The organism is Enterobacter cloacae complex sp. HYC003_NIDB (assembly GCF_056673375.1).
The window spans coordinates 1,000,675-1,025,873 of the sequence record NZ_CP114220.1 but is presented as its reverse complement, the minus strand read 5'-3'; the positions used below and the strand labels follow the sequence as shown (position 1 = coordinate 1,025,873).

Annotated in this window: 23 protein-coding genes and 3 tRNA genes; 11 read left to right on the top strand and 15 right to left on the bottom strand. The window is 55.8% G+C overall.

The features are described from left to right. Positions 1-47: 47 nt before the first annotated feature. The 8 genes from O1722_RS04890 to syd form a co-directional block, all read right to left on the bottom strand. Entirely contained in the window at positions 48-1,193 is a 1,146-nt protein-coding gene (locus O1722_RS04890; RefSeq protein WP_017382830.1) for a glycerate kinase, read from the bottom strand. Positions 1,194-1,270: 77 nt separating this feature from the next. Next, positions 1,271-2,608 (bottom strand): glucarate dehydratase, encoded by a 1,338-nt coding sequence (gudD, locus tag O1722_RS04885; RefSeq protein ID WP_032619132.1) that lies wholly within the window; start codon positions 2,606-2,608, stop codon positions 1,271-1,273. Between the two features lie 15 nt (positions 2,609-2,623). Then, positions 2,624-3,964, bottom strand: coding sequence for an enolase C-terminal domain-like protein (locus O1722_RS04880; protein WP_033487667.1), 1,341 nt, complete (start codon positions 3,962-3,964; stop codon positions 2,624-2,626). After that, the gene (gene gudP / locus O1722_RS04875; protein ID WP_003862734.1) at positions 3,964-5,319 is read right to left on the bottom strand and encodes a galactarate/glucarate/glycerate transporter GudP; all 1,356 of its coding nucleotides are present in this window, start codon (positions 5,317-5,319) and stop codon (positions 3,964-3,966) included. Before gudP ends, O1722_RS04880 begins: the two co-directional genes overlap by 1 nt. A gap of 308 nt (positions 5,320-5,627) precedes the next feature. Further along, the gene (locus O1722_RS04870; RefSeq protein WP_015571732.1) at positions 5,628-6,077 is read right to left on the bottom strand and encodes a flavodoxin; all 450 of its coding nucleotides are present in this window, start codon (positions 6,075-6,077) and stop codon (positions 5,628-5,630) included. Positions 6,078-6,092: 15 nt separating this feature from the next. After that, a complete protein-coding gene (gene truC, locus O1722_RS04865) occupies positions 6,093-6,878 on the bottom strand; it encodes a tRNA pseudouridine(65) synthase TruC (protein WP_015571733.1) in 786 nt (261 codons plus the stop codon). Then, positions 6,875-7,204, bottom strand: a complete 330-nt coding sequence (locus O1722_RS04860) for a YqcC family protein (protein ID WP_017382834.1) — start codon at positions 7,202-7,204, stop codon at positions 6,875-6,877. Before O1722_RS04860 ends, truC begins: the two co-directional genes overlap by 4 nt. Positions 7,205-7,836: 632 nt before the next feature. Continuing rightward, positions 7,837-8,382 (bottom strand): SecY-interacting protein, encoded by a 546-nt coding sequence (syd, locus tag O1722_RS04855; protein WP_032669304.1) that lies wholly within the window; start codon positions 8,380-8,382, stop codon positions 7,837-7,839. Between the two features lie 69 nt (positions 8,383-8,451). On the opposite strand from syd, the gene queF reads away from it, so the two are divergent. The 5 genes from queF to xni all read left to right on the top strand — a co-directional run bounded on the left by queF (position 8,452) and on the right by xni (position 14,867). Continuing rightward, positions 8,452-9,294 carry an NADPH-dependent 7-cyano-7-deazaguanine reductase QueF gene (queF, locus tag O1722_RS04850; RefSeq protein ID WP_032669303.1) on the top strand — a complete coding sequence of 281 codons (843 nt, stop codon included), beginning with the start codon at positions 8,452-8,454 and terminating at the stop codon, positions 9,292-9,294. A 116-nt stretch (positions 9,295-9,410) separates the two neighbouring features. Beyond that, on the top strand, positions 9,411-10,775 hold the full coding sequence (gene ppnN / locus O1722_RS04845; RefSeq protein WP_003862748.1) for a nucleotide 5'-monophosphate nucleosidase PpnN: 1,365 nt from the start codon (positions 9,411-9,413) through the stop codon (positions 10,773-10,775). Between the two features lie 504 nt (positions 10,776-11,279). Beyond that, positions 11,280-12,569, top strand: coding sequence for an HAAAP family serine/threonine permease (locus tag O1722_RS04840; protein WP_003862749.1), 1,290 nt, complete (start codon positions 11,280-11,282; stop codon positions 12,567-12,569). Between the two features lie 62 nt (positions 12,570-12,631). Continuing rightward, positions 12,632-13,999 carry an L-serine ammonia-lyase gene (locus O1722_RS04835; protein ID WP_015571736.1) on the top strand — a complete coding sequence of 456 codons (1,368 nt, stop codon included), beginning with the start codon at positions 12,632-12,634 and terminating at the stop codon, positions 13,997-13,999. Positions 14,000-14,111: 112 nt separating this feature from the next. Then, the gene (gene xni, locus O1722_RS04830; RefSeq protein ID WP_023295348.1) at positions 14,112-14,867 is read left to right on the top strand and encodes a flap endonuclease Xni; all 756 of its coding nucleotides are present in this window, start codon (positions 14,112-14,114) and stop codon (positions 14,865-14,867) included. Between the two features lie 57 nt (positions 14,868-14,924). Here xni and rlmM read toward each other — a convergent pair whose 3' ends face one another. The 4 genes from rlmM to O1722_RS04810 form a co-directional block, all read right to left on the bottom strand. Beyond that, entirely contained in the window at positions 14,925-16,025 is a 1,101-nt protein-coding gene (rlmM, locus tag O1722_RS04825; protein ID WP_003862754.1) for a 23S rRNA (cytidine(2498)-2'-O)-methyltransferase RlmM, read from the bottom strand. Further along, positions 16,018-16,413, bottom strand: a complete 396-nt coding sequence (locus O1722_RS04820) for a DUF423 domain-containing protein (RefSeq protein WP_003862756.1) — start codon at positions 16,411-16,413, stop codon at positions 16,018-16,020. Before O1722_RS04820 ends, rlmM begins: the two co-directional genes overlap by 8 nt. A gap of 39 nt (positions 16,414-16,452) precedes the next feature. Continuing rightward, positions 16,453-17,370: a glycine cleavage system transcriptional regulator GcvA gene (gene gcvA / locus O1722_RS04815; RefSeq protein ID WP_003862758.1), complete on the bottom strand. Its 918-nt coding sequence runs from the start codon at positions 17,368-17,370 to the stop codon at positions 16,453-16,455. Between the two features lie 350 nt (positions 17,371-17,720). Next, positions 17,721-17,948, bottom strand: a complete 228-nt coding sequence (locus O1722_RS04810) for a YgdI/YgdR family lipoprotein (RefSeq protein WP_015571738.1) — start codon at positions 17,946-17,948, stop codon at positions 17,721-17,723. Between the two features lie 191 nt (positions 17,949-18,139). Here O1722_RS04810 and csdA point away from each other — a divergent pair, with 191 nt between their 5' ends. Further along, positions 18,140-19,345, top strand: a complete 1,206-nt coding sequence (gene csdA / locus O1722_RS04805; protein ID WP_023295350.1) for a cysteine desulfurase CsdA — start codon at positions 18,140-18,142, stop codon at positions 19,343-19,345. Beyond that, on the top strand, positions 19,345-19,791 hold the full coding sequence (csdE, locus tag O1722_RS04800; protein WP_015571740.1) for a cysteine desulfurase sulfur acceptor subunit CsdE: 447 nt from the start codon (positions 19,345-19,347) through the stop codon (positions 19,789-19,791). Before csdA ends, csdE begins: the two co-directional genes overlap by 1 nt. Here the strand turns inward: csdE and tcdA are convergent. Together tcdA and mltA are read right to left on the bottom strand one after the other, a co-directional pair. Beyond that, complete coding sequence (gene tcdA, locus O1722_RS04795; protein ID WP_015571741.1) at positions 19,782-20,588, bottom strand: tRNA cyclic N6-threonylcarbamoyladenosine(37) synthase TcdA; 807 nt, start codon at positions 20,586-20,588, stop codon at positions 19,782-19,784. The two genes, csdE and tcdA, sit on opposite strands and share 10 nt — an antisense overlap. Before the next feature lie 75 nt (positions 20,589-20,663). Then, positions 20,664-21,761, bottom strand: a complete 1,098-nt coding sequence (gene mltA / locus O1722_RS04790; protein ID WP_015571742.1) for a murein transglycosylase A — start codon at positions 21,759-21,761, stop codon at positions 20,664-20,666. 208 nt (positions 21,762-21,969) lie between these two features. On the opposite strand from mltA, the gene O1722_RS04785 reads away from it, so the two are divergent. The 3 genes from O1722_RS04785 (at position 21,970) to O1722_RS04775 (ending at position 22,288) form a co-directional block, all read left to right on the top strand. Continuing rightward, positions 21,970-22,046: transfer RNA gene (locus O1722_RS04785), tRNA-Met, on the top strand. Positions 22,047-22,090: 44 nt separating this feature from the next. After that, positions 22,091-22,167 (top strand) — tRNA-Met (locus O1722_RS04780). 44 nt (positions 22,168-22,211) lie between these two features. Beyond that, positions 22,212-22,288 (top strand) — tRNA-Met (locus O1722_RS04775). Between the two features lie 89 nt (positions 22,289-22,377). Here O1722_RS04775 and amiC read toward each other — a convergent pair. Next, the gene (amiC, locus tag O1722_RS04770) at positions 22,378-23,631 is read right to left on the bottom strand and encodes an N-acetylmuramoyl-L-alanine amidase AmiC (RefSeq protein ID WP_017382840.1); all 1,254 of its coding nucleotides are present in this window, start codon (positions 23,629-23,631) and stop codon (positions 22,378-22,380) included. 227 nt (positions 23,632-23,858) lie between these two features. Here amiC and argA point away from each other — a divergent pair, with 227 nt between their 5' ends. Continuing rightward, the gene (gene argA, locus O1722_RS04765) at positions 23,859-25,190 is read left to right on the top strand and encodes an amino-acid N-acetyltransferase (RefSeq protein ID WP_015571744.1); all 1,332 of its coding nucleotides are present in this window, start codon (positions 23,859-23,861) and stop codon (positions 25,188-25,190) included. Positions 25,191-25,199: the final 9 nt, after the last annotated feature.

Below are 25,199 nucleotides of genomic sequence, written 5' to 3'. Positions count from 1 at the left end.
CAAAGCCCGGTGGCGCTTCGCTTACCGGGCCTACAGGAGCACGAACGTTAACGCGACATCCCCTGCCCCATCTTTATCACCGCCGCAATATTCCTTGCGGCCATCTGTACATTCTGTTGCGCATTTTCCAGCGCATCCTCCAGCGAGCAGATGGTGTAGATCACGCTGAATACGGCATCCAGTCCATGCTCATGCACCACGCCAACATCCGCCGTCAGGCTGCCGGCAATGCCGATAACCGGCTTGTTATAGCGTTTCGCGACTCTCGCCACGCCAACGGGCACTTTGCCGTGGATCGTCTGGCTGTCGATACGCCCTTCGCCCGTGATCACCAGATCGGCGTCCGCGACCTGTTCATCAAGATGCAGGGCATCGGTGACAATCTCAATCCCCTGACGGAGCTGTGCGCCGCAAAATGCATACAGCGCCGCCCCCATTCCGCCAGCCGCACCGCCGCCCGCCAGGTTTAAGACGTCAATATCCAGATCCCGGGCGATAATTTTTGCGTAATGCGCCAGCGCGTTGTCCAGCGTCCTGACCATCTCCGGCGTCGCCCCTTTCTGCGGACCAAATACCGCAGAAGCGCCAGCTTCGCCGATCAGGGGGTTGGTCACATCGCAGGCCACTTCAATTCGACAGTCTGCCAGCCGCTTATCCAGCCCGCTAAGATCGATATGCGCAAGGCTTGCCAGTTCGCCGCCGCCCGGCCCTACGGGCTGCGCTTTCGCATCCAGCAGTTTTACGCCCAGCGCCTGCACCATGCCTGCGCCACCGTCATTGGTCGCGCTGCCTCCAATGCCAATAATGATATGCTTTACGCCCGCATCCAGCGCATGACGGATCAGTTCCCCGGTTCCCCAGGAGGTGGTGATTAACGGGTTACGCTTTGCGGGAGCAACAAGCTCCAGACCGCTCGCTGCCGCCATCTCGATAAAGGCGCTTTTCCCGTCTCCGGATAACCCGAAAAACCCTTCCACGCGTTCACCCAAAGGCCCGGTAACGGGAACATGGACAAGACGCCCATGCGTGGCTGCCACCATCGCTTCCACCGTCCCTTCGCCACCATCGGCAACCGGTAATTTGACATAGTCCGCTGACGGGAAAATGTCGCGAAAACCGACCTCTATCGCTGTCGCCACCTCCAGCGCGCTCAAGCTTTCCTTATACGAGTCCGGAGCGATAACAATTTTCATAAGCCATCCTTACGCATGTTAGTTACGTTAAGCATACACCACGTAAGGGACCACTCATGGGAGCGGTCCCAATGCGCTTATCGTACCATGCACGGACGTTTATTGTCGAATGTCCACTCTGGGATCAGGTATTGCATCGCCAGCGCGTCATCACGCGCCCCCAGGCCGTGTTTCTGGTACAGCTCATGCGCTTTCATGACCTGGTCCATATCCAGTTCTACGCCCAGACCCGGCGTAGCAGGAACCTGTACCATACCGCCTTTGATTTCAAACGGCTGTTTGGTCAGGCGCTGGTTGCCCTCCTGCCAGATCCAGTGGGTGTCGATGGCGGTAATGTTGCCCGGCGCGGCAGCCGCCACGTGGGTGAACATCGCCAGCGAGATGTCGAAGTGGTTGTTGGAGTGCGAGCCCCAGGTCAGGCCGAACTCATGGCACATCTGCGCCACGCGAACCGAGCCCTGCATCGTCCAGAAGTGCGGGTCTGCCAGCGGAATGTCCACCGATTGCAGCGAGAGCGTGTGCCCCATCTGACGCCAGTCGGTCGCGATCATGTTGGTGGCGGTTGGCAGCCCGGTGGCGCGACGGAACTCCGCCATCACTTCACGTCCGGAGAACCCCTGCTCTGCACCGCACGGATCTTCCGCATAGGCCAGCACGCCTTTAAGCTGCTTACCGATTTTTATCGCCTCATCAAGCGACCAGGCACCGTTCGGATCCAGCGTGACGCGCGCCTGCGGGAAGCGCTTCGCCAGCGCGGCGATCGCCTCTGCTTCTTCTTCACCCGCCAGTACACCGCCTTTAAGCTTGAAGTCATTAAAACCATATTTTTCATACGCGGCTTCCGCCAGGCGCACTACCGCGTCCGGGGTCATCGCTTCATCGTGACGCACACGATACCAGTCGCATTTTTCGTCCGGCTGGCTCTGGTACGGCAGCGGGGTGAGTTTGCGGTTGCCGATAAAGAACAGGTAGCCGAGCATTTCCACTTCGCTGCGCTGTTGGCCGTCGCCCAGCAGGGAGGCGACATTGACGCCAAGATGCTGGCCCAGCAGATCCAGCATCGCGGCTTCAATGCCCGTGACCACATGGATAGTGGTGCGCAGATCAAACGTTTGCAGACCACGGCCACCCGCATCACGATCGGCAAAGGTCGTACGCACGCGAGTCAGCACATTTTTGTACTCGCCCAGCGTTTTACCCACCACCAGCGGAATGGCGTCCTCCAGCGTTTTACGGATCTTCTCCCCGCCCGGGATTTCACCGACACCGGTATGCCCTGAGTTGTCCTTGATCACCACAATATTACGGGTGAAGAACGGCGCATGGGCGCCGCTCAGGTTCATCAGCATGCTGTCATGTCCCGCGACAGGAATGATCTGCATGGAGGTGACTACAGGGGTAGAAAATGTGCTCATCGTTCGATCCTTTTATCAGTGACGTCCAAATACAGGGCGCTTACGGTCAAATGTCCAGCCGGGGATAAGGTACTGCATCGGGCCTGCGTCGTTGCGCGCGCCGCCCGGCAGTTTTTTATACGCTTCATGCGCCTTGTGGATCTGATCCCAGTCAAGCTCCACGCCCAGCCCCGGCGCATCCGGTACGGCAATTGTGCCGTTTTTGATTTCAAGTGGATTTTTGGTCAGGCGCGCTTCGCCTTCCTGCCAGATCCAGTGCGTATCGATGGCGGTCGGGTTGCCCGGCGCCGCCGCGCCAACGTGGGTAAACATCGCCAGCGAAATGTCGAAATGGTTATTGGAGTGGCAGCCCCAGGTGAGCCCCCAGTCATCGCACAGCTGCGCCACGCGCACCGCGCCGGAAAGGGTCCAGAAGTGCGGGTCCGCCAGCGGTATGTCCACCGCATTCAGCATCACCGCATGGCCCATTTCACGCCAGTTGGTGGCGATCATGTTGGTCGCAACCGGCAGCCCGGTAGCGCGGCGGAATTCGGCCATCACCTCGCGGCCAGAAAATCCCTGCTCGGTGCCGCACGGATCTTCCGCGTAGGTCAGCACGTCGCCCAGCCCTTTGCACAGCGTGATAGCTTCATCCAGCAGCCAGGCGCCGTTCGGATCGACGGTGATGCGTGCCTCCGGGAAGCGTTTTTTCAACGCGCGCACGCTGTCAATCTCCTGCTCGCCGGGCAGAACGCCGCCTTTCAGCTTGAAGTCTTTGAAGCCGTAGCGATCCTGCGCCGCCTCTGCAAGGCGTACCACCGCCTCGCCAGAGAGCGCCTCCTGATGACGCAGGTGATACCACTCGTGGCTGCCCGGCGAGCGTTCCAGATACGGCAGATCGGTTTTCGTCCGGTCGCCAACGTAGAACAGATAGCCCAGCACCGTTACCGCATTACGCTGTTTGCCTGGCCCCAGCAGTTCGCAGACTGGCACGTTCAGCGCCTTGCCCAGTAAATCGAGGAGGGCCGCCTCCAGCGCCGCCACCGCGTTAACGCGCAGTTCAAACGTCCAGGCGCCTTTGCCGAAGGTATCAAAATCCGCCGACTGGTTACCCTTATGCACCCGCTGAACCACCTTGTTCAGGCGGGCGACCTCCTGCCCAACCACCTGCGGGATGGCGTCGACCAGCGTCTGGTAAATCACCTCTCCGCCAGGCGCTTCCCCGACGCCGGTATTCCCTGCGCTGTCGGTCAGCACCACAATGTTGCGGGTGAACCAGGCGTTATGCGCGCCACCAATGTTGAGCAGCATGCTGTCCTGCCCCGCCACCGGAATGACCTTCATCTCCGTCACGATCGGGCTTGATTGCGTTGTCATCATCCGCGCTCCCCAACAGGTTTCAGTTCGATTCGTTTGATGTCACCCACCAGCACCAGATAACTGAGTACCGCCACCAGCGCATGGACGCCTACATAAATCAGCGCGCCGTTGAAGGAGCCAGTGGTGCCGACGATGTAACCGATAGCGATTGGGGTGACAATGCCGGAAATGTTGCCAAACATGTTGAACAGACCGCCGCTCAGGCCGCTGATCTCTTTCGGCGCGGTATCTGCCATCACCGCCCAGCCCAGTGCGCCAATGCCTTTACCGAAGAAGGCCATCGCCATAAAGCCGATAATCATCCACTCCGCGCTGACGTAGTTACAGAACACCATGGTCATGGAGAGCAGCATGCCGAGTACGATTGGCGTTTTACGCGCAATATTCAGCGAACCGGTACGACGCATCAGCCAGTCGGAGATGACCCCGCCAAGCACCCCGCCCACGAAGCCACAGATGGCCGGCACGGAGGCGACAAACCCCGCCTTCAGAATCGACATCCCGCGCGCCTGCACCAGGTAAACCGGGAACCAGGTGATAAAGAAGTAGGTTAAGGCGTTAATGCAGTACTGGCCGAGATAGATACCGATCATCATTCGTGAGCCGACGAGCTGTTTGATCTGCCCCCATTTCTGGCTGAACGGAACTTTAGCTTTCTGGGTTTTCTGATCCATGTTGATCAGCGCCCCACCTTCAGCAATGTAGTCCAGCTCTTTCTTGTTCACGCCCGGATGCTGGTTTGGTTCGTGGATCACTTTCAGCCAGATGAAGCTGATGACGATCCCCAGCCCGCCCATGAAGAAGAAGACGTGCGACCAGCCCACTTCGTGCGTCAGCCAGCCCATGATTGGCGCGAAAATAACCGTCGCAAAGTATTGCGCCGAGTTAAAGATGGCTACCGCCGTTCCCCTCTCCTGCGCCGGGAACCAGGCGGCCACAATACGGCTGTTGCCAGGGAATGATGGCGCTTCCGCTAAGCCCACCAGGAAGCGGAGGGTAAAGAGCGCAATGATAATGCCGAAGCCGCTGAAGATATCCACGAAGCCCTGTAACAGGGTAAACATCGACCAGATGAAAATGGACCAGAAATAGACCCGTTTTGAACCAAAGCGGTCCAGCAGCCAGCCGCCAGGGATTTGGCCGATTACGTAGGCCCATGAAAATGCGGAGAAAACATAACCCATACCTACCGGATCAAGTCCGATGTCCTTTGCCATCTCAGAGCCGGCAATGGATAACGTGGCACGGTCGCCGTAGTTGAAAGAGGTGACGATAAACAGCATCACCACTATCCAGTAGCGGGCGTTGGTGCGCTTCTCAGCGCTGCTCGCCGCGTGGCTTAATGTACTCATTGTTGCACTCCTGAAACATAGCTTTCGCCTGGTTCATTCTGTACAGCACCTGTAGGGTAATCAGAATGAGAGATTTGTGTTTGGTTTTGGTACGGCCAGAAGCCGTTTTATAGTGACGGGAAAAGTATATGAAGGAGTGCCTCTTCACCTCACCGTGCAAAAACACAGTATTGAAGGGCGTGAGGGAGGTTGTTTAGGGCATAAGCCCAGAGGAGTGGAAGGTGGTTCACGGAAATGGCGTTTGGGGCGGGGTGTAATGCCGGGTGGCGGCTACGCCTGACCCGGCCTGGCATTGGTATAGCGCAGGGTTATTTAAGCAGCGTTGCCCAGTGTTCAACCCAGGGATTTGACTCGCTTTCTGGCTCAGGGTGTTCACCCGCATCAATCAGCAACATCTCTCCGACGCGCTGAGCGCTCTGTTCCTGCAACAGCGCGTCGAACTGTTTACCGCCGCCGCAGAAATTAGCGTAAGAGCTATCGCCGAGGGCGATGATGCCATAGTGAACATCTGGCTGATAGCCGAGCTGGTCTTTAATGCCCTGGAAAAGCGGGACGATGCTGTCCGGCAGATCGCCCTGCCCGGTGGTGGAGGTCACCACCAGGATGTATTTATCTTTATACTTTTCCCAGTCCGCCAGCTCCGGATCTTCATAGACCGTTGCTTTATGGCCCTGGTTTACAAGGATTGCTTCCGCTTCCTCCGCCACCAGCAGCGAGTTGCCGTACATCGTGCCGACAAAAATGCCTACTTCAGCCATGCTTTGCTCCCGTAATTATTGCGCTTGCTGTTCATCCTGAACGTTGCCTGCGGCAAACTCAACCCTTTCATTTTCGGGGAGTTGTCCCAGCCAGCCAAACTGTGACAGCGCCTGCATCCAGACCTCGTCCAGCCCTGCGCGAATAGTCAGCGGTTCGCCGGTAAACGGGTGCGTCAGGCGTAGCTCGCTGGCGTGCAGCATCAGCCGGTTACAGCCAAAGTGCTCGGCCGCGCTGCGGTTCTGGCGCAGATCGCCGTGCTTGCTGTCGCCGATAATCGGGTGGCGCAGATGTGCAAGGTGGCGGCGAAGCTGGTGCTTGCGCCCGGTTTTGGGCAAAAGCTCAACCAGACTGTATCGCGTGGTCGGAAATTTGCTGGTCGCCACCGGCAGTTCTGTGGTCGCCATACCGCGATAGTCGGTCACCGCAGGCTGCGGGCCTTTATCTTCGCGGGCAAATTTATCGGCAATTTTATCCAGTTCCTCCACCAGCGGATAATCAAGCGTGGCGGAATCCGTCAGCCAGCCACGCACGATGGCGTGGTAGCGCTTTTGCATCTGGTGCTGCTCAAACTGCTGCGAAAGCAGTCGACCCGCCTCACTGGAAAGCCCCATCAGCAGAACGCCAGAGGTTGGCCGATCCAGACGATGAGCAGTAAAGACGTGCTGACCGATCTGATCGCGCACGGTTTGCATGACCACGACTTTCTCATCGCGATCGAGCCAGCTACGGTGCACCAGCCAGCCGGACGGTTTATTCACCGCCACTAACCACTCATCCTGATAAAGGATCTCAAGCGTCATGCATCGTCACCGGCGAAAAGCGCATCGAGCTTTTCCAGCTCCACCAGCATCATGGCACGCGCCGGGTGGGTCGCTTCCAGCGCCATTTCGTAATAGGGAGAGACGGCAAAAGACGCGGGCAACGCGTGACCACCTTCCAGTAGCGCGTGCATACGCGGAATTAAGACCCACTGGAGCCACTCGAACGGGGCCAGCGTATCCAGACAAAACGGTTGGGTGCTGGCGAACGCGTCTGGCTGCGGCGCGTTATCCTGCCACAGCTGATGCTGGCGCATAAGGGCTTCGATGGCGTGCAACTGCGCACGAACGTTGTCATGATGCGACATATATACCTCAACTGAAAAACGGAATGGCGCGAAGCATAGCATTGCGGACGACAGAAATAAAAAAAGGGAGCACTGTAAAAACAGTGCTCCCGGTTCGTTTCGCAGCATTCCAGCTACAATACGTGCTCCCTGCTCATCCGTGACAACTTTTCCTGATGCCCGAAGGCCTGGTCATCCCTTTACCTTTTGCTTCCTGCTCACATCGTCCTGATGTGTAGGTTTCATCCTGAAACGTCCTGGCCATCCTGACCCACCGACCATCCTGACCGGCTCTCGTTCTCCTTCCTGGAGGTGTCCCTTACGCATCCTGCGTGATCCACTTTGCTTCATCCTGAAGCCTTCCTGCGGCGTCATCCTGACGTGTCCCTGGTAAGAAACGCCATCATCCTGATGTTCGTTTCTCGTGTCGGCATCCTGTCGACACAGATAGATTCCGCTATTCTGCTTCGTCTTACAACCCACCTTGTAAGCAATGTAAGCCAGGCGAAACGGGGGATTCCCTTTCAGAAAACCACTAACCTGTTGAAAGAAAAGTTAATATTAATCTGAAATTCCTAAGGCAACGCTAACTGTTTCGGCGATGTCTCACAGAGCGTGTAAGAGATCTCTCACACGTCCAGTAGCATCATGGATTACAGAAGCGGCTCAATTTGGGTAAGAAAATCCGCAAGTGAAGGCGCGAGAACGTCGCGATTGCGGGTGCCGAGCGTCTCTTTGATGACCTCGCCAGACAGGTTGCAGACAGAAATGACGTCCAGTTCACTGTCGAGCGTCGCAATAAAAAGAGTCGGAGAGAGCTTAAGGCGTTTTTGCGTGACCAGGTGACCAATGAGGTTTTCCTGAACGCGTTGCAGATCGTCTTCGCTCCAGGTTTGCAGCAGCGTCAACGGCTGTCCTGCAAAACATGCAGTCATATCCCCGGCAAACTGCGTGGTATAAAATGCATGAAGCGCAGGTTGTATCACAATGTCCATCGCGCGTTCAACCGCATTTACATTCTGCTCGCCCGTGAACGGTTTCGGTTGCCAGATAACGTAATCATCCTGCGAAGCGATAATGCACGGTGACGGCACGCCATATAAGTCAGTACTTTGCGGCCACGTCCCCCGCTTTTCATGCCAGGCATCGCAATAGCGGGTCGTGAAGGACGTCAGGGCATTTGCAGTTTCGATATCCACCGATTTCTCTCTTCTTGTAAGACAGGATAAACTCAGCCCATAAGTGTACCTGTAAAGTGGCTATGAAACATGTCTTACGAAAATCATCAGGCGTTAACGGGCTTAACGCTGGGTAAATCGACCGATTACCGCGACACCTACGATGCAAGCCTGTTGCAGGGCGTGCCGCGCAGTCTGAACCGCGATCCGCTCGGGCTGCACGCTGACGCGCTGCCGTTTGTCGGCGGCGACATCTGGACGCTGTACGAACTCTCCTGGCTGAATGCGCGCGGTCTGCCGCAGGTGGCCGTGGGCCACGTCGAGCTGGATTACGCCAGCGTAAACCTGGTCGAATCCAAGAGCTTTAAGCTCTATCTCAACAGCTTTAACCAGACCAAATTCAACAGCTGGGACGAGGTACAACAGACGCTTGAACGTGATTTAAGCGCGTGCGCGCAGGGCAACGTAACCGTCTCGTTATACCGTCTGCATGAGCTGGAAGGACAGCCCATTGCCCATTTCCACGGCACCTGCATCGACGATCAGGACATTGAGGTGGAAAGCTATGAATTTAGCACCGACTACCTGGAAAACGCGGCGGGCGGAAAAGTGGTCAGCGAGACGCTGGTCAGCCATCTGCTGAAATCCAACTGCCTTATCACCCATCAGCCGGACTGGGGCTCGGTACAGATCCAGTACCGCGGCCCGCAGATTGACCGTGAAAAGCTGCTGCGTTACCTGGTGTCATTCCGTCATCACAACGAATTTCACGAGCAGTGCGTGGAGCGCATCTTCAACGACATCCAGCGTTTCTGCCAGCCCGAAAAGCTGAGCGTTTATGCCCGCTACACCCGTCGCGGCGGTTTGGATATCAATCCGTGGCGCACCAATACCGATTTTGTGCCTGCCACCGGACGGCTGGTGCGCCAGTAAGATAAATATTTTCACAATATGCGGGCGGTATTCCGCCCGAAGTGTTGTGAAACGTCATAAGCCAGGGCTATTGTAATCAACAGGGAAAGACGATAATCGTCCCATAAGGAGCTCACTTGATTACACATATTAGCCCGCTTGGCTCTATGGATATGTTGTCGCAGCTGGAAGTGGACATGCTTAAACGCACCGCCAGTAGCGACCTTTATCAACTGTTTCGTAACTGTTCACTTGCCGTACTGAACTCCGGAAGCCTGACCGACAACAGTAAAGAGCTGCTGTCCCGCTTCGAAAGTTTTGATATCAACGTGCTGCGCCGCGAGCGCGGGGTGAAGCTGGAAGTGATCAACCCGCCGGAAGACGCTTTTGTCGACGGGCGTATTATTCGCTCACTTCAGGCCAACCTGTTTGCCGTGCTGCGCGACATTCTGTTTGTTAACGGACAGATCAGCAACGCCGGACGTTTCCAGCATCTTGACCTGGAAAGTTCCGTTCATATCACTAACCTGGTCTTCTCTATTCTGCGTAACGCCCGCGCCCTGCACGTGGGCGAAGCGCCGAACATGGTCGTCTGCTGGGGTGGTCACTCTATTAACGAAACCGAATACCTGTATGCCCGCCGCGTGGGGACGCAGCTCGGCCTGCGCGAACTGAATATCTGTACCGGTTGCGGTCCTGGCGCGATGGAAGCACCAATGAAAGGCGCGGCAGTAGGTCACGCGCAGCAACGCTATAAAGAAGGCCGTTTTATCGGCATGACCGAGCCGTCGATCATCGCCGCTGAGCCGCCTAACCCGCTGGTTAACGAACTGATTATTATGCCGGATATCGAAAAACGTCTTGAGGCGTTTGTCCGTATCGCGCACGGCATTATTATCTTCCCGGGCGGCGTAGGTACGGCGGAAGAGCTGCTTTATCTGCTCGGGATCCTGATGAACCCGGCCAACAAAGATCAGGTTCTGCCGCTGATCCTGACCGGCCCGAAAGAGAGCGCCGACTACTTCCGCGTGCTGGACGAGTTTATCGTGCATACGCTGGGCGAAGACGCGCGCCGTCACTACCGCATTATTATTGACGATGCCGCAGAAGTGGCCCGTCAGATGAAAAAAGCAATGCCGCTGGTGAAAGAGAATCGTCGTGATACCGGGGATGCCTACAGCTTTAACTGGTCCATCCGTATCGCACCGGATCTTCAGATCCCCTTCGAGCCGTCGCATGAGAACATGGCGAACCTCAAACTCTATCCGGATCAGCCGGTGGAAGTGCTGGCTGCCGACCTGCGTCGCGCCTTCTCTGGCATCGTGGCGGGGAACGTGAAAGAGGTGGGGATACGCGCAATTGAAGAGTTTGGCCCGTATAAGATCCACGGTGATCCGGAGATGATGCGCCGCATGGATGATATGTTGCAGGGCTTTGTCGCTCAGCACCGCATGAAGCTTCCAGGCTCTGCCTATATTCCGTGTTACGAAATCATCAAGTAAAGCGACATTCCTCTCCTCTCAAGCCGGATCGTCATCCGGCTTTTTTATTCGTGTTGTAATTCATAGCGATCTTCAATGTTATTAACAAATCTGACGTCTGCGCAAACGATTACCTCGTTTTTGAAACCATAAATAATCAGCCTTAATCGAAATTACCCGCCAGAAAATCCTAAAATCCCATTTCTTTACAGCGAAAGACACCTATCTCGCGGGTCGACCTTTTCGAAAACATGTCGTTAATGGTAGCCTTCGCGCCCGTAAATTCTCTTTGATGTTTTTTTAACAGATAAATGGTCTAAATATACCCACATCACAAGTGGATTATTGCATTTGGGATCGCGATCACTGATAGATTCATAACTAGAATGTATCTTTCCGCCCGCCAATAGTTACGGGCAAAAATTATTAAAAAACCGTCACTGAACGAATTTCATATTACCGTCAGGCGCTTTTTCATCGGATTTGACTAAAAACCTGACAATTTGCTTCCTCCAGGAGATACAGATGGAAACCACTCAAACCAGCACCGTTGCTTCGATTGAATCCCGAAGCGGTTGGCGCAAAACGGATACCATGTGGATGCTTGGCCTGTACGGCACAGCAATCGGCGCTGGTGTACTGTTCCTTCCTATCAACGCAGGTGTCGGCGGTATGATCCCGCTGATCATCATGGCTCTCATCGCCTTCCCGATGACCTTCTTTGCGCACCGAGGCCTGACCCGCTTCGTGCTGTCCGGTAAAAACCCGGGCGAAGATATCACTGAAGTCGTTGAAGAACACTTCGGCGTCGGCGCAGGTAAGCTGATTACCCTGCTCTACTTCTTCGCGATTTACCCGATTCTGCTGGTGTACAGCGTTGCTATCACCAACACCGTAGAAAGCTTTATGATGCACCAGCTTCAGATGACCCCGCCGCCGCGTGCGATTCTGTCCCTGATCCTGATCGTTGGTATGATGACCATCGTGCGCTTCGGCGAGCAGATGATTGTGAAAGCGATGAGCGTGCTGGTGTTCCCGTTTGTTGCGGCTCTGATGGTGCTGGCTCTGTACCTGATCCCACAGTGGAACGGCGCTGCGCTGGAAACCCTGTCTCTGAGCAGCGCATCCACGACCGGCAACGGTCTGCTGCTGACCCTGTGGCTGGCGATCCCGGTGATGGTGTTCTCCTTCAACCACTCGCCAATCATCTCTTCCTTCGCAGTAGCGAAGCGTGAAGAGTACGGCAATGGCGCAGAGAAGAAGTGCTCCAGCATCCTGGCTCGCGCGCACATCATGATGGTACTGACCGTAATGTTCTTCGTGTTCAGCTGCGTGCTGAGCCTCTCCCCGGCGGATCTGGCGGCGGCGAAAGAGCAGAACATCTCTATTCTGTCTTACCTGGCAAACCACTTTAACGCACCGCTGATTGCGTGGATGGCGCCGATCATCGCAATTATCGCCATCACCAAATCCTTCCTGGGCCACTACCTGGGCGCACGTGAAGGCTTCAACGGCATGGTGATTAAATCTCTGCGTGGTAAAGGCAAGACCATTGAAATCAACCGTCTGAACAAAATCACTGCGCTGTTCATGCTGGTGACCACCTGGGCGGTAGCCACCCTGAACCCAAGCATTCTGGGCATGATTGAAACCCTGGGCGGCCCAATTATCGCGATGATCCTGTTCCTGATGCCGATGTACGCGATTCAGAAAGTGCCTGCGATGCGTAAATACAGCGGCCATATCAGCAACGTGTTCGTTGTTGTGATGGGCCTGATTGCCATCTCCGCTATTTTCTACTCGCTGTTCAGCTAATACCTCCTGCGCCGTCTGCGGACGGCGCACTTCTCCCCTCTGACTGAAGCAATGGACGCATCATGATTAGCGTATTCGATATCTTCAAAATCGGTATTGGTCCTTCCAGCTCTCACACCGTCGGACCAATGAAAGCCGGTAAACAATTCACGGATGACTTGATTGCACGCGGCATTTTGCACGACATCACCCGCGTGGTTGTCGATGTATATGGTTCCCTTTCCCTGACCGGTAAAGGCCACCATACCGATATTGCCATTATCATGGGGCTGGCGGGTAATCTGCCGGATACCGTTGATATTGATGCAATACCTGGCTTTATCCAGGACGTGAACACCCACGGTCGTTTGCTGCTGGCGAACGGCGAGCATGAGGTTGAATTCCCGGTTGATCACTGCATGAATTTCCATGCGGATAACCTGTCGCTTCACGAAAACGGCATGCGCATTACCGCGCTGGCCGGCGACAAAGCGGTTTACAGCCAGACGTATTACTCCATCGGCGGCGGGTTTATCGTCGACGAGGACCATTTTGGTCAAAGCACCAATTCTGCCGTTGATGTGCCGTACCCTTACAAAAACGCGGCCGACTTGCAGCGTCACTGCCAGGAGACAGGGCTTTCTCTCTCCGGCCTGATGATGAAAAACGAGCTGGCCCTGCACAGCAAAGAGGAGCTGGAACAGCACTTCGCTAACGTCTGGGAAGTGATGCGCAGCGGCATTGAGCGCGGGATCACCACCGAAGGCGTGCTGCCGGGTAAACTGCGTGTTCCGCGTCGTGCGGCTGCGCTGCGCCGCATGCTGGTCAGCACCGACAAAACCACCACCGACCCGATGGCCGTCGTCGACTGGATCAACATGTTCGCGCTGGCGGTGAACGAAGAGAACGCCGCGGGTGGCCGCGTCGTCACCGCGCCAACCAACGGGGCGTGCGGAATTGTTCCGGCGGTTCTGGCGTATTACGACAAGTTTATCCGTGAAGTGAATGCAAACTCACTCGCGCGGTATATGCTGGTCGCCAGTGCGATTGGCTCACTGTACAAGATGAACGCCTCGATTTCCGGCGCGGAAGTGGGCTGTCAGGGTGAAGTGGGCGTCGCCTGCTCTATGGCGGCGGCGGGTCTGGCCGAACTACTGGGCGCAAGTCCTGCGCAGGTTTGTATTGCGGCGGAAATCGGCATGGAACATAACCTGGGGCTGACCTGCGATCCGGTCGGCGGACAGGTCCAGGTGCCATGCATCGAGCGTAACGCCATCGCCTCTGTGAAAGCGGTGAACGCGGCCCGTATGGCGCTGCGTCGTACCAGCGAACCGCGCGTCTGCCTCGACAAGGTTATCGAAACCATGTACGAAACCGGTAAAGATATGAACGCCAAATACCGCGAAACCTCCCGCGGTGGCCTGGCGATGAAGATCGTCACCTGCGATTAAGCCTCTCAGGAAGCCTCGTTTTGCGAGGCTTCTTCCTGTTTTCCCCACCATTCATAGTTTCATGCTGCGCTCAGTGTTACCCTTCACCTATCAGACAGAAGGGAGATTATCTGTGGCCGTTCATTTGCTTATCGTCGATGCACTTAACCTGATTCGCCGTATTCATGCAGTACAGGGCACCCCCTGCAAGGACACCTGTTTACACGCGCTGGAGCAGCTCATTCGCCATAGCGAACCCACCCACGCTGTTGCCGTATTCGACGATGAAGCACGCAATACCGGCTGGCGGCACCAGCGCCTGCCGGACTACAAAGCCGGACGTGCGCCAATGCCGGACGATCTGCACGCAGAAATGCCCGCTATCCGCGCGGCCTTTGAGCAGCGCGGCGTTCCGTGCTGGGGCGCCCACGGTAATGAGGCTGACGATTTAGCCGCAACGCTGGCGGTTAAAGTCGCGAGCGCCGGGCATCAGGCAACTATCGTTTCAACCGACAAAGGCTACTGCCAGCTGCTCTCACCAACGATCCGCATCCGGGACTACTTTCAAAAACGCTGGCTGGACGCGCCATTCATTGCCAGCGAGTTTGGGGTATCGCCTGAGCAACTGCCGGATTACTGGGGGCTGGCGGGGATCAGCAGCTCTAAAGTGCCGGGTGTCGCCGGTATTGGACCCAAAAGCGCCGCACAGCTGCTGACGGAGTTTCAGAGTCTGGAAGGAATTTACGCCAGGCTTGATGAAGTGCCGGAAAAATGGCGCAAAAAGCTGGAGGCGCATAAAGAGATGGCGTTTATCTGCCGGGAGGTGGCGACGCTACAGACGGATTTACAGCTGGACGGGAATTTACAGCAGTTAAGGTTAGAACGTTAAAACAACTACACGATTTTGTAGGCCCGGTAAGCGCAGCGCCACCGGGCGTTACAAACGTTATCGCTCGTCGCGACGCCCACCCACTGCCGCCCACCAGCGACGAATATGGACCGTCACTTCTTCGCGGTCGTGATAAAGCTGACGCGCCTGGATTTCTGCGTTAATCCCGTGTTCGTCCAGCTGCTGCTGAATATAGGCCAGGTTCTGCGACACCTCTTCGTAGCGCTTTTTCATCGGCAGCTTGAGGTTGAAAATCGTCTCACGACACCAGCCGTTCACCAGCCAGGAGGCCATCAGCGCCGCGACTTTCGCCGGTTTTTCTACCATGTCGCACACCATCCAGGAGATGTTGTTGCGGTTCGGGCGATAGCGGAAGCCGTCCTCACGCAGCCAGGTGACCTGCCCGGTATCCATCAGGCTTTGCGCCATCGGGCCGTTATCCACAGACGAAACCCACATATTGCGTTTCACCAGCTGATAGGTCCAGCCGCCCGGGCACGCGCCAAGGTCGACGGCATACATGCCGTTTGCCAGACGTTCGTCCCACTCGTCCGCCGGGATAAAGACGTGAAACGCCTCTTCCAGCTTCAGGGTTGAACGGCTCGGCGCATCTGCCGGGAAGCGCAGACGCGGGATCCCCATAAAGAACGGCGAATTATTGGTGGTATACGAGTAGCCGGCGTAGCAACATCCTGGCGCAATAAAGAAGATATGCACGACCGGGCGCTTTGGCGTTTCGTAGTTTGTCAGCACACCCGCATCACGCAGCGCCGCGCGCAGCGGCACGGTGAACTTACGGCAGAACTTCATCAGCTCTTTGCTTTCGTTGGTGTCGGCCACTTCCACGCGCAAATCGCCGCCCTTCTCCACCACACCCTGCAACAGGCCAACAATCGGCGTGATGCGATCTTCCGGCGGAAGATCTTTCAGCAGTTCGCCCGCGACAAACATCTGACGGGCGAAAATCAATGAGCTGAACGGCAGTTCGCGCGCCAGCTTGTCGGCATCATCAGGCTGATAGCATTCAAATACCACATAGCCCGCGTTCTCTTTGACGCGAGCGAATCCGAAGACTTCACGCTTCGCCGCTTTATCGGTGATTTCCGCGGCGCACTCTTTCTCAAACCCCGGGCGACAATATAAAACAACCTTATTCATGAACAACGCCCTTGCGTTTCAGACGGATAGCTCCGATAAACATTAACACCCAACCCGCCAGGAAGCTGACGCCGCCGACAGGTGTAACAAACGCCCACAGGCGTAAATGCGACAGCGCCAGACAGTAAAGACTGCCGCTGAACAGTACGGTACCCAGCGCCAGAAAGACGCTGCTCCAGTAAAACCAGATGCTGATGCGGCGCTGCATCGCCACCGCCAGCCCAAAAATTGCCAGCGTGTGGAACGCCTGATATTCAAGGCCGGTCTGGATCCAACCCATCTCCACAACGCCCAGAGATTTGCTTAAGACATGCGCGCCAAACGCGCCCAGAGCTACAAAAATAAAGCCACTCACCGCGGCGAAAATCAGCATGAATCGGCTGGTCATGTTTAAGTCCTGAATTGATGCGTGCCCGGCACACAAACGTTATTGTTCATACCTGAAGCGGAATTTTTCTTGCTCGCTTGCCGCTTTCGCCAGTATCCACTGCCGGAAAGCGGCTATTTTACCCAGTTCTGCCTGACTGTCATGACAAACCAGATAAAATGCATTCTTGCTGACCAGTACATCGTTAAATGGGCAAACCAGACGGCCTGCCTCAATTTCGGACTGCGCCATAACGTTGTTTGCCAACGCCACGCCCTGCCCGTGAATGGCAGCCTGTAGCACCATCGCGCTGTGGCTAAAAATGGGCCCCTGCTGCACGTTTATATGATTAAGACCTAACTGGCGGGTATAAGTTTGCCAGTCGCGACGCGACGCATCGTGCAAAAGCGTATGTTGCGCCAGATCGGCGGGCGTTTTGAGCGCTTTATCCCCCGTCAGCAGCAGCGGTGAACAGACCGGCAACAGATATTCTGCGTATAATTTTTCCACACGCAAGCCCGGCCAGTTACCGCGACCGTAAAAAATCGCCACGTCCACATCATCTGCCAGCTTGTCTTCCTGACGGTCCACCGCCTGGATTCGGACATCGATTCCCGGATAAGTTGAGTTAAAGCTTGAGAGTCGCGGCACCAGCCACTGAATGGCAAAACTGGGCAATAAACTCACAGTCAGGGCGCCTTTTGCGCTCCGGGCCTGAAGCTTGCGAGTGGCTTCCGTCAGCTGGGAAAAAATCTCTTTAATATCCTGAAAATAGCTCTGCCCCTCTTCGGTCAACAGCAACGAACGGTTGCGTCGACGGAACAGCTTAAGCCCCAGAAAATCCTCCAGAGACTTGATTTGATGACTTACTGCGGCCTGTGTCACAAAAAGCTCATCGGCTGCGCGGGTGAAGCTGAGGTGGCGTGCTGCTGCATCAAAAACACGTAATGCATTTAGGGGTGGCAATCGCTTGGACATGGTTATCTGGCTTAGATGTTAACGAGATTTAACATATAGGAAACAACGTTTAACCTATTAGTTTTTTTTATCTGAGCCATTATAATTTGTCCGTTGAGGAACTACCAGCAAATACCTATAGTGGCGGCACTTCCTGAGCCGGAACGAAAAGCTTTTTTTGGAATGCGTGTTCTGAAGGGCTTTTGGCTTACGGTTGTGATGTTGTGTTGTTGTGTTTGCAATTGGTCTGCGATTCAGACCACGGTAGCAACGCTACCAATTTTTCACTTCCTGTACATTTACCCTGTCTGTCCATAGTGATTAATGTAGCACCGCCAACTTGCGGTGCTTTTTTTTCGCTTATCTAACTGTTAATGCTCGATTTCCTTCATCTCTTTCACGTCACTGCGGTTGATCTGCTGTTTGTTCCCGTTAGCATCTTTGTATGAAATCATCCCGGTATCATTATCGGTTGTCGGTTTCCCTTCAGAGACGATAGATCGACCATCGTTGGTATGCATTACGTAGTTATTACCAGAACAGGCGCTCAGGGCAAAGGTCAACGCACAGGCAGAAATGATTGCAGCTGTCTTTTTCATGATTATCTCCTTTAGCAATTAATGCTATTCAAACCTCGATTTATAACAGGCTAAAACATCCGCCTAACACTATTTAGCATAACCTGCTTTTTCAGACTCGCCAGGATAAGCAGACAAATCTGATAGATATCAACTTCCTTGCCCTGCCGATGAATTTGCGCGACGATCGTAGAATCGATATGAGGAATTCCATGAACGCTTTCAGTCCTGCGCAGTTTCGCGCACAGTTTCCTGCGCTGGCCGATGCCGGCATTTATCTTGATAGCGCCGCCACGGCCCTTAAACCGCAGGCGGTGATTGAGGCAACCCGCCAGTTTTACAGCCTGAGCGCCGGGAACGTGCACCGCAGCCAGTATGCCGACGCGCAGCGCTTAACGGCGCAATACGAAGCCGCACGGGATCAGGTCGCGCGCCTGATCAATGCTGACAGCGGTAAGAACATCGTCTGGACGCGGGGCACCACAGAGGCCATTAACATGGTGGCGCAATGTTACGCGCGTCCGCTGTTGCAGCCCGGGGATGAGATCATCGTCAGCGAGGCGGAACACCACGCCAACCTGGTACCCTGGCTGATGGTGGCCGAACAAACTGGGGCACGGGTTGTAAAGCTCCCGTTGGGTGCGGACTTCCTGCCTGACGTGGCGCGTCTGCCTGAGCTGATTACGCCGCGCAGCCGTATTCTGGCGCTGGGGCAGATGTCCAACGTCACCGGCGGCTGCCCGGATCTGGCGCGTGCCATTGAGATTGCCCATGCCAGCGGCGTGGTGGTGATGGTCGACGGTGCGCAGGGTGTGGTGCATTTTCCGGCTGACGTTCAGGCGCTGGATATCGACTTCTATGCCTTCTCAGGACACAAATTGTACGGGCCAACCGGTATCGGCGCGCTGTACGGCAAAGCTGAACTGCTGGCCCGGATGACGCCGTGGCTCGGCGGCGGCAAGATGATTACCGAAGTCACCTTCGACGGTTTTAAAACGCAGGATGTACCCTACCGCCTGGAAGCCGGTACCCCAAACGTGGCCGGGGTTATCGGTCTGAGCGCAGCGCTCGAATGGCTGGCAGAAACGGACGTGGTTCAGGCTGAAAGCTGGAGCCGGGGTCTGGCGACGCTGGCGGAAGAAGAACTGAAAAAACGTCCGGGTTTTCGTTCGTTCCGCGTCCAGGACTCCAGCCTGCTCGCCTTTGATTTCGCGGGCGTGCACCATAGCGACATGGTGACGTTGCTTGCCGGATACGGCATTGCCCTGCGTGCCGGACAGCACTGCGCCCAGCCGCTGCTGGCGGCCATTGGCGTGAGCGGTACCCTGCGCGCCTCGTTTGCACCGTACAATACAAAAAGCGACGTCGATGCGCTGGTTTCCGCCGTCGACCGCGCCCTGGAATTACTGGTGGATTAATGACAAGTTCAGCTTTAGCCGGGCACCCGTTCGGCACCGTTATTACTGAAGAGACGTTAAAACAGACCTTCGTCCCGCTCACGCAGTGGGAAGATAAATATCGTCAGCTGATCCTGCTGGGTAAACAGTTGCCCACGCTGTCAGACGAGCTGAAATCACAGGCGAAGGAGATCGCAGGCTGCGAGAACCGCGTCTGGCTTGGGTTTAGCGTATCCGGTGAGAAACTGCATTTCTTCGGCGACAGCGAGGGACGCATTGTTCGCGGTCTGCTGGCGGTGCTGTTGACCGCAATCGAAGGGAAAAGCGCCGCAGAGCTGCTGGCGCATTCTCCGCTGGCGCTGTTTGATGAGCTGGGACTTCGCGCGCAGCTTAGCGCCTCGCGCGGTCAGGGACTGATTGCGCTAAACGACGCGGTACTGGATGCCGCCCATCAGGCTCAGGCCTGACGTTCCGCCTTCGCCATCATCTTCTTCAGGGCGTGAGAGACCGCCACAAAGCCGAAGGAGGCGGTCACCATGGTGGCCGCTCCAAACCCTGAGGCACAATCCATCCGCTTTGGCCCTTCCGCCGTGCTTTTCATTGCACAGACCGAACCATCCGCCTGCGGATAAACCAGCGCTTCTGTCGAGAACACACAGTCCACGCCCAGCTTGCCTTTGCTATTTTTCACCACGTTGAAGTCGCTTTTTAAGCGCTCGCGTAGCTTAGCGGCCAGCGGATCCTGAATGGTCTTCGCCAGATCCGCCACCTGGATCTGCGTCGGATCAATTTGTCCACCCGCGCCGCCCGTTGTCACCAGCGGCACCTTGTAACGACGACAGTAAGCGATCAGCGCCGCTTTTGGCCGCACGCTGTCGATGGCATCAATCACATAGCTGTAGCCTTTGCTCATGTACTCCGCGACGTTATCTGCCGTCACAAAGTCGTCGATCACCGTCACACTACACTCCGGGTTGATGAGACGAATACGCTCCGCCATCACCTCGGACTTCGCCAGACCGACGTTATCACGCAGGGCGTGGATCTGACGGTTAGTGTTAGTGACGCAGACGTCATCCATATCAATCAACGTAATTGCGCCAATGCCGGTTCTCGCCAGCGCTTCTGCCGCCCACGAACCCACACCACCAATGCCCACCACGCAGACATGCGCATCCGCGAACAGTTGCAGGGCTTTTTCACCATATAAACGTGCCGTGCCGCCGAAACGCTGGCGCCAGGCATCGCTGATTACCACAGACATAAAACCTCAGATGTAAAAAGGGTGAGGTATTCCTCACCCTGAACCGTAATCCGTCTTGCCCTCAGAATACCACAATCAGCCGCTGAATACGTTTCCGGTACCCGGCGCTGCCTTCAGCACCCACACGCGTCCGTAGTGGTTATACCAGCCTGCACGATGGCCGGCATCCGGGCCGATGCCCTGATAAATGTCGAAGTGCTGGCCTTTGATCGCCCCACCCACGTCCAGCGCCACCATCAGGCGTAATTCATACTTGCCGTTGAATTTGCCGTTGTTGTCGAGGAGTGGAACTTCCGCCAGCAGCGTAGTACCTGCCGGGATAATCGAACGATCCGATGCCACAGAAGCGCGGCCAATCAGCGGGACGGCGCTCGCCCCTTTCACCGGCGCAAAGTTCTGCGGTTTGAAGAAGACAAACGATGGGTTCTGCTCAAGCAGCTCACGCACTTCCGCTTCGCTGTGTTTTTCGCCCCACTCGCGGATCGCCTGCATCGACATATCTTCTCGTTTCACTTCGCCACGGTCGATGAGCACCTTACCGATGCTGCGATAGGCATGGCCATTTTTCCCGGCGTAGCTAAAGAAGTTCAGCGGCGAGCCGTCGCCAAAATCAATATAGCCGCTGCCCTGCACGTCCATAATGAAGTTGTCCATCAGGGAGTTGCTGTAGGCCAGCACGTAATTTTCGCTCAGCGCGCCAGCGTAGATCTCGGCGCGGGACGGCAGACGACCGCGTTTCGGCGGCATACGGTAAATGGGATACTGGAACTCGCCCTGGCGTGTGTGTCGCGCCTGGACAACCGGGGTGTAGTAACCGGTAAACTGGACGTTACCGTAGTTATCCGCCCCCTCCATCTGCCAGGCATCGATACCAAACTGGCGCATATTGCGGGTATCACCGCCTGCACGCAGCCAGTCCTGCACGGCGCTATAGACGTTGTTCTGCGAACCGTATAAACGCGGAGAAGCAGTGCGGATCTGGTAGACCTGCTCGGAGAAGTCTCCGGCATTGATCGGAGCGCCCACGGCGTCTGGCTGGTTAACTAAAGAGAAAGGCTGGGATAACTTCCCGTCTTTATACTGTTGACCGCGATCGGTCGGTTTGGAAGAGCAGGCCGCAAGAATCGCCACCATTGCGCCTGTCATCAGATACTTCGCCCAACGTCCTTTCATTATATCTCGTCTTTTAGTTGCCCAATTCCGCGAGATGAAGATAACAAACCCACCGTGTTAATGAAATGCAATCGCCTTCCCTTTGGCAAATTCTGCACAAAAAATAGTCCAAAGTGGCTTTTGCCGTTCATTTTGCATACAAAATAATGAATTATGTGAAAAAGGGGTTGCATCACAAACCTATCCGAGTATAGTGCGCTTCCACGGACGCGGGGTGGAGCAGCCTGGTAGCTCGTCGGGCTCATAACCCGAAGGTCGTCGGTTCAAATCCGGCCCCCGCAACCAATTAAAATTTGATGAAGTATCTTCTACGACTGTAGAAAGACGGACGCGGGGTGGAGCAGCCTGGTAGCTCGTCGGGCTCATAACCCGAAGGTCGTCGGTTCAAATCCGGCCCCCGCAACCAATCAAATTTGAAGAAGTAAGTTTCTACAAGTGTAGAAAGACGGACGCGGGGTGGAGCAGCCTGGTAGCTCGTCGGGCTCATAACCCGAAGGTCGTCGGTTCAAATCCGGCCCCCGCAACCAACACTTCTTAAAACAATAAACACCCTGAAGGGTGTTTTTTTGTATCTGGCGTTTGTGAAAATGCCGGGCATGATACCCGGCTTAATGCCCTACCCCCGCCGCGCCAGCGTTTCCCCGTCTGAGAAGTAGGCCCGGATCCCCGCCAGAATCGACTCCGCCACTTCCTGCTGGAATTTAGCCGTCTTGAGCTTACGTTCCTCTTCCACGTTACTGATAAACGCGGTTTCGACCAGAATGGATGGAATATCTGGCGCTTTCAGGACCGCAAATCCGGCCTGCTCGACGCTGTTTTTGTGCAGCTTGTTGACCCGGCCCAGCTTGCCCAGCACCGCTTTACCAAACTTCAGGCTGTCGGTAATGGTCAGCGACTGCACCATATCAAACATCGTATGGTCGACGTAACGGTCGCCACTTTTGCTCACGCCACCGATTAAATCCGAGGCGTTCTGCGTGTCCGCCAGGTATCTCGCGGCGGTACTGGTCGCCCCTTTCGTTGACAGGGCAAACACTGAAGATCCACTCGGCTGGCGGCTGGTGAAGGCATCCGCGTGAATAGAGACAAACAGATCCGCGCGCTGCTTTTGCGCTTTTGCCACGCGGACCTTCAGCGGGATAAAGACATCTTCGTTGCGCGTCATGTAGGCGCGCATATTGCCCTCTTTGTCGATCAAGGCCTTCAGACGACGGGCAATTTGCAGCACCACATCTTTTTCGCGGGTGCGATATTTCCCGACGGCGCCGGAATCTTCTCCGCCGTGGCCAGGATCGAGCATGATCACAATCGGGCGATCGCGCCCCGCCTTACCCGGCTGTGGGCCACTTTGCGCTGGCGGAACCTGGCTGTCGAGATCGCCTTTGTTGTAATCCTCAAGTAATGCCAGGAGCGGATCCTGAATATCCGTCGCATTCGCCGGATAGAGATCCATCACCAGACGCTCCTTAAAGGCGGCTACAGGCGCAAGGGCAAAGAGCTGAGGTTTCACGTTCTGCTTCAGCTCAAACACCATACGCACGGTTTGCGGATCGAACTGCCCGACGCGCGCCGATTTGATAAACGGATCGTCGCCACGGATCTGAGCTGCCATGCCTTTAAGCACGGAGTTGAGGTTTACACCTTCGAGATCAACCACCACACGTTCAGGATTGCTGAGGGCAAATTGCTTGTATTTCAGCACGCGATTGGACTCGACCGTCACGCGCGTATAGGTCGACGACGGCCAGACGCGCACCGCGACTACCTGGCTTGTGGCGGCAAGACCCACCTGGCTGACGCTAAGCAACCACATCGCCCCGGCCCCTTTTAACAGGCGGCGGCGGCTTATTGCTGAATTGGATCCCGACATGCTTCTCCCGAGCAAGAAATCTGATTGATGAACAAAACGCCCAAATTGACCGAAAACTTTAACGAATGACGCATAAACTGTCATCTATAAAAGGGTAAACAATCATACGTTAACGCACGGATTACTTATTATTTTCTGTGGGTCGCAGAAAATTTAGGCTTGCACACGCGGCCACAATCGAATAAAAATACAGAAATTACGAATAAACATTCACTAAGGGTTGTGTCATGGTTAAGGAACGCAGAACCGAACTGGTCCAGGGATTCCGCCATTCTGTTCCCTATATCAACACCCATCGGGGAAAAACGTTTGTCATCATGCTTGGCGGCGAAGCCATTGAGCATGAAAACTTTTCCAGCATCGTCAATGATATCGGCCTGCTGCACAGCCTCGGCATCCGTCTGGTGGTGGTGTATGGCGCACGTCCGCAAATTGAAGCCAACCTGGCCGCCCATCACCATGAGCCGATCTACCACAAACACACGCGCGTGACGGATGCGAAAACCCTCGAGCTGGTCAAACAGGCGGCGGGTCTGTTGCAGCTCGATATCACCGCCCGCCTGTCGATGAGCCTGAATAATACGCCGTTGCAGGGCGCGCACATCAACGTGGTGAGCGGCAACTTTATCATCGCTCAGCCGCTCGGCGTGGACGATGGCGTGGATTACTGCCACAGCGGCCGCATCCGCCGTATTGATGAAGAAGCCATTCACCGCCAGTTAGACAATGGCGCGATCGTTCTGATGGGCCCTGTTGCCGTCTCCGTAACGGGTGAAAGTTTTAATCTGACCTCAGAAGAGATTGCCACCCAGCTGGCCATCAAGCTGAAAGCGGAAAAAATGATCGGCTTTTGCTCCTCACAGGGTGTCGTGAACGATGAGGGCGTGATTGTGCCAGAACTTTTTCCGAATGAAGCCCAGGCGCGCGTCGAAGCGCTGGAAGCAGAAGGCGATTACTATTCCGGTACCGTGCGTTTTCTGCGCGGCGCCGTTAAAGCGTGCCGTAGCGGGGTGCGCCGCAGCCACCTGATCAGCTATCAGGAAGACGGCGCGCTGTTGCAGGAGCTGTTCTCCCGTGACGGGATCGGTACGCAGATCGTCATGGAGAGCGCCGAGCAGATCCGCCGTGCCACCATCAACGATATCGGCGGCATTCTGGAGCTGATCCGTCCGCTGGAACAACAGGGAATTCTGGTTCGCCGATCCCGCGAGCAGCTGGAGATGGAGATCGACAAGTTCACCATCATTCAGCGGGATAACCTGACCATTGCCTGTGCGGCGCTTTATCCGTTCCCGGAAGAGCAGATTGGCGAAATGGCGTGCGTCGCCGTGCATCCTGATTACCGTAGCTCCTCACGGGGGGAACTGCTGCTTGAACGCGTGGCGGCACAGGCGCGCCAGATGGGTCTGAGCAAGCTGTTCGTGCTTACCACGCGCAGCATTCACTGGTTCCAGGAGCGCGGCTTCACGCCGGTGGATATTGATTCCCTGCCGGAAAGTAAGAAAGAGATGTACAACTACCAGCGCCGCTCGAAGGTGTTAATGGCGGACCTGGGATAACAGTCACCC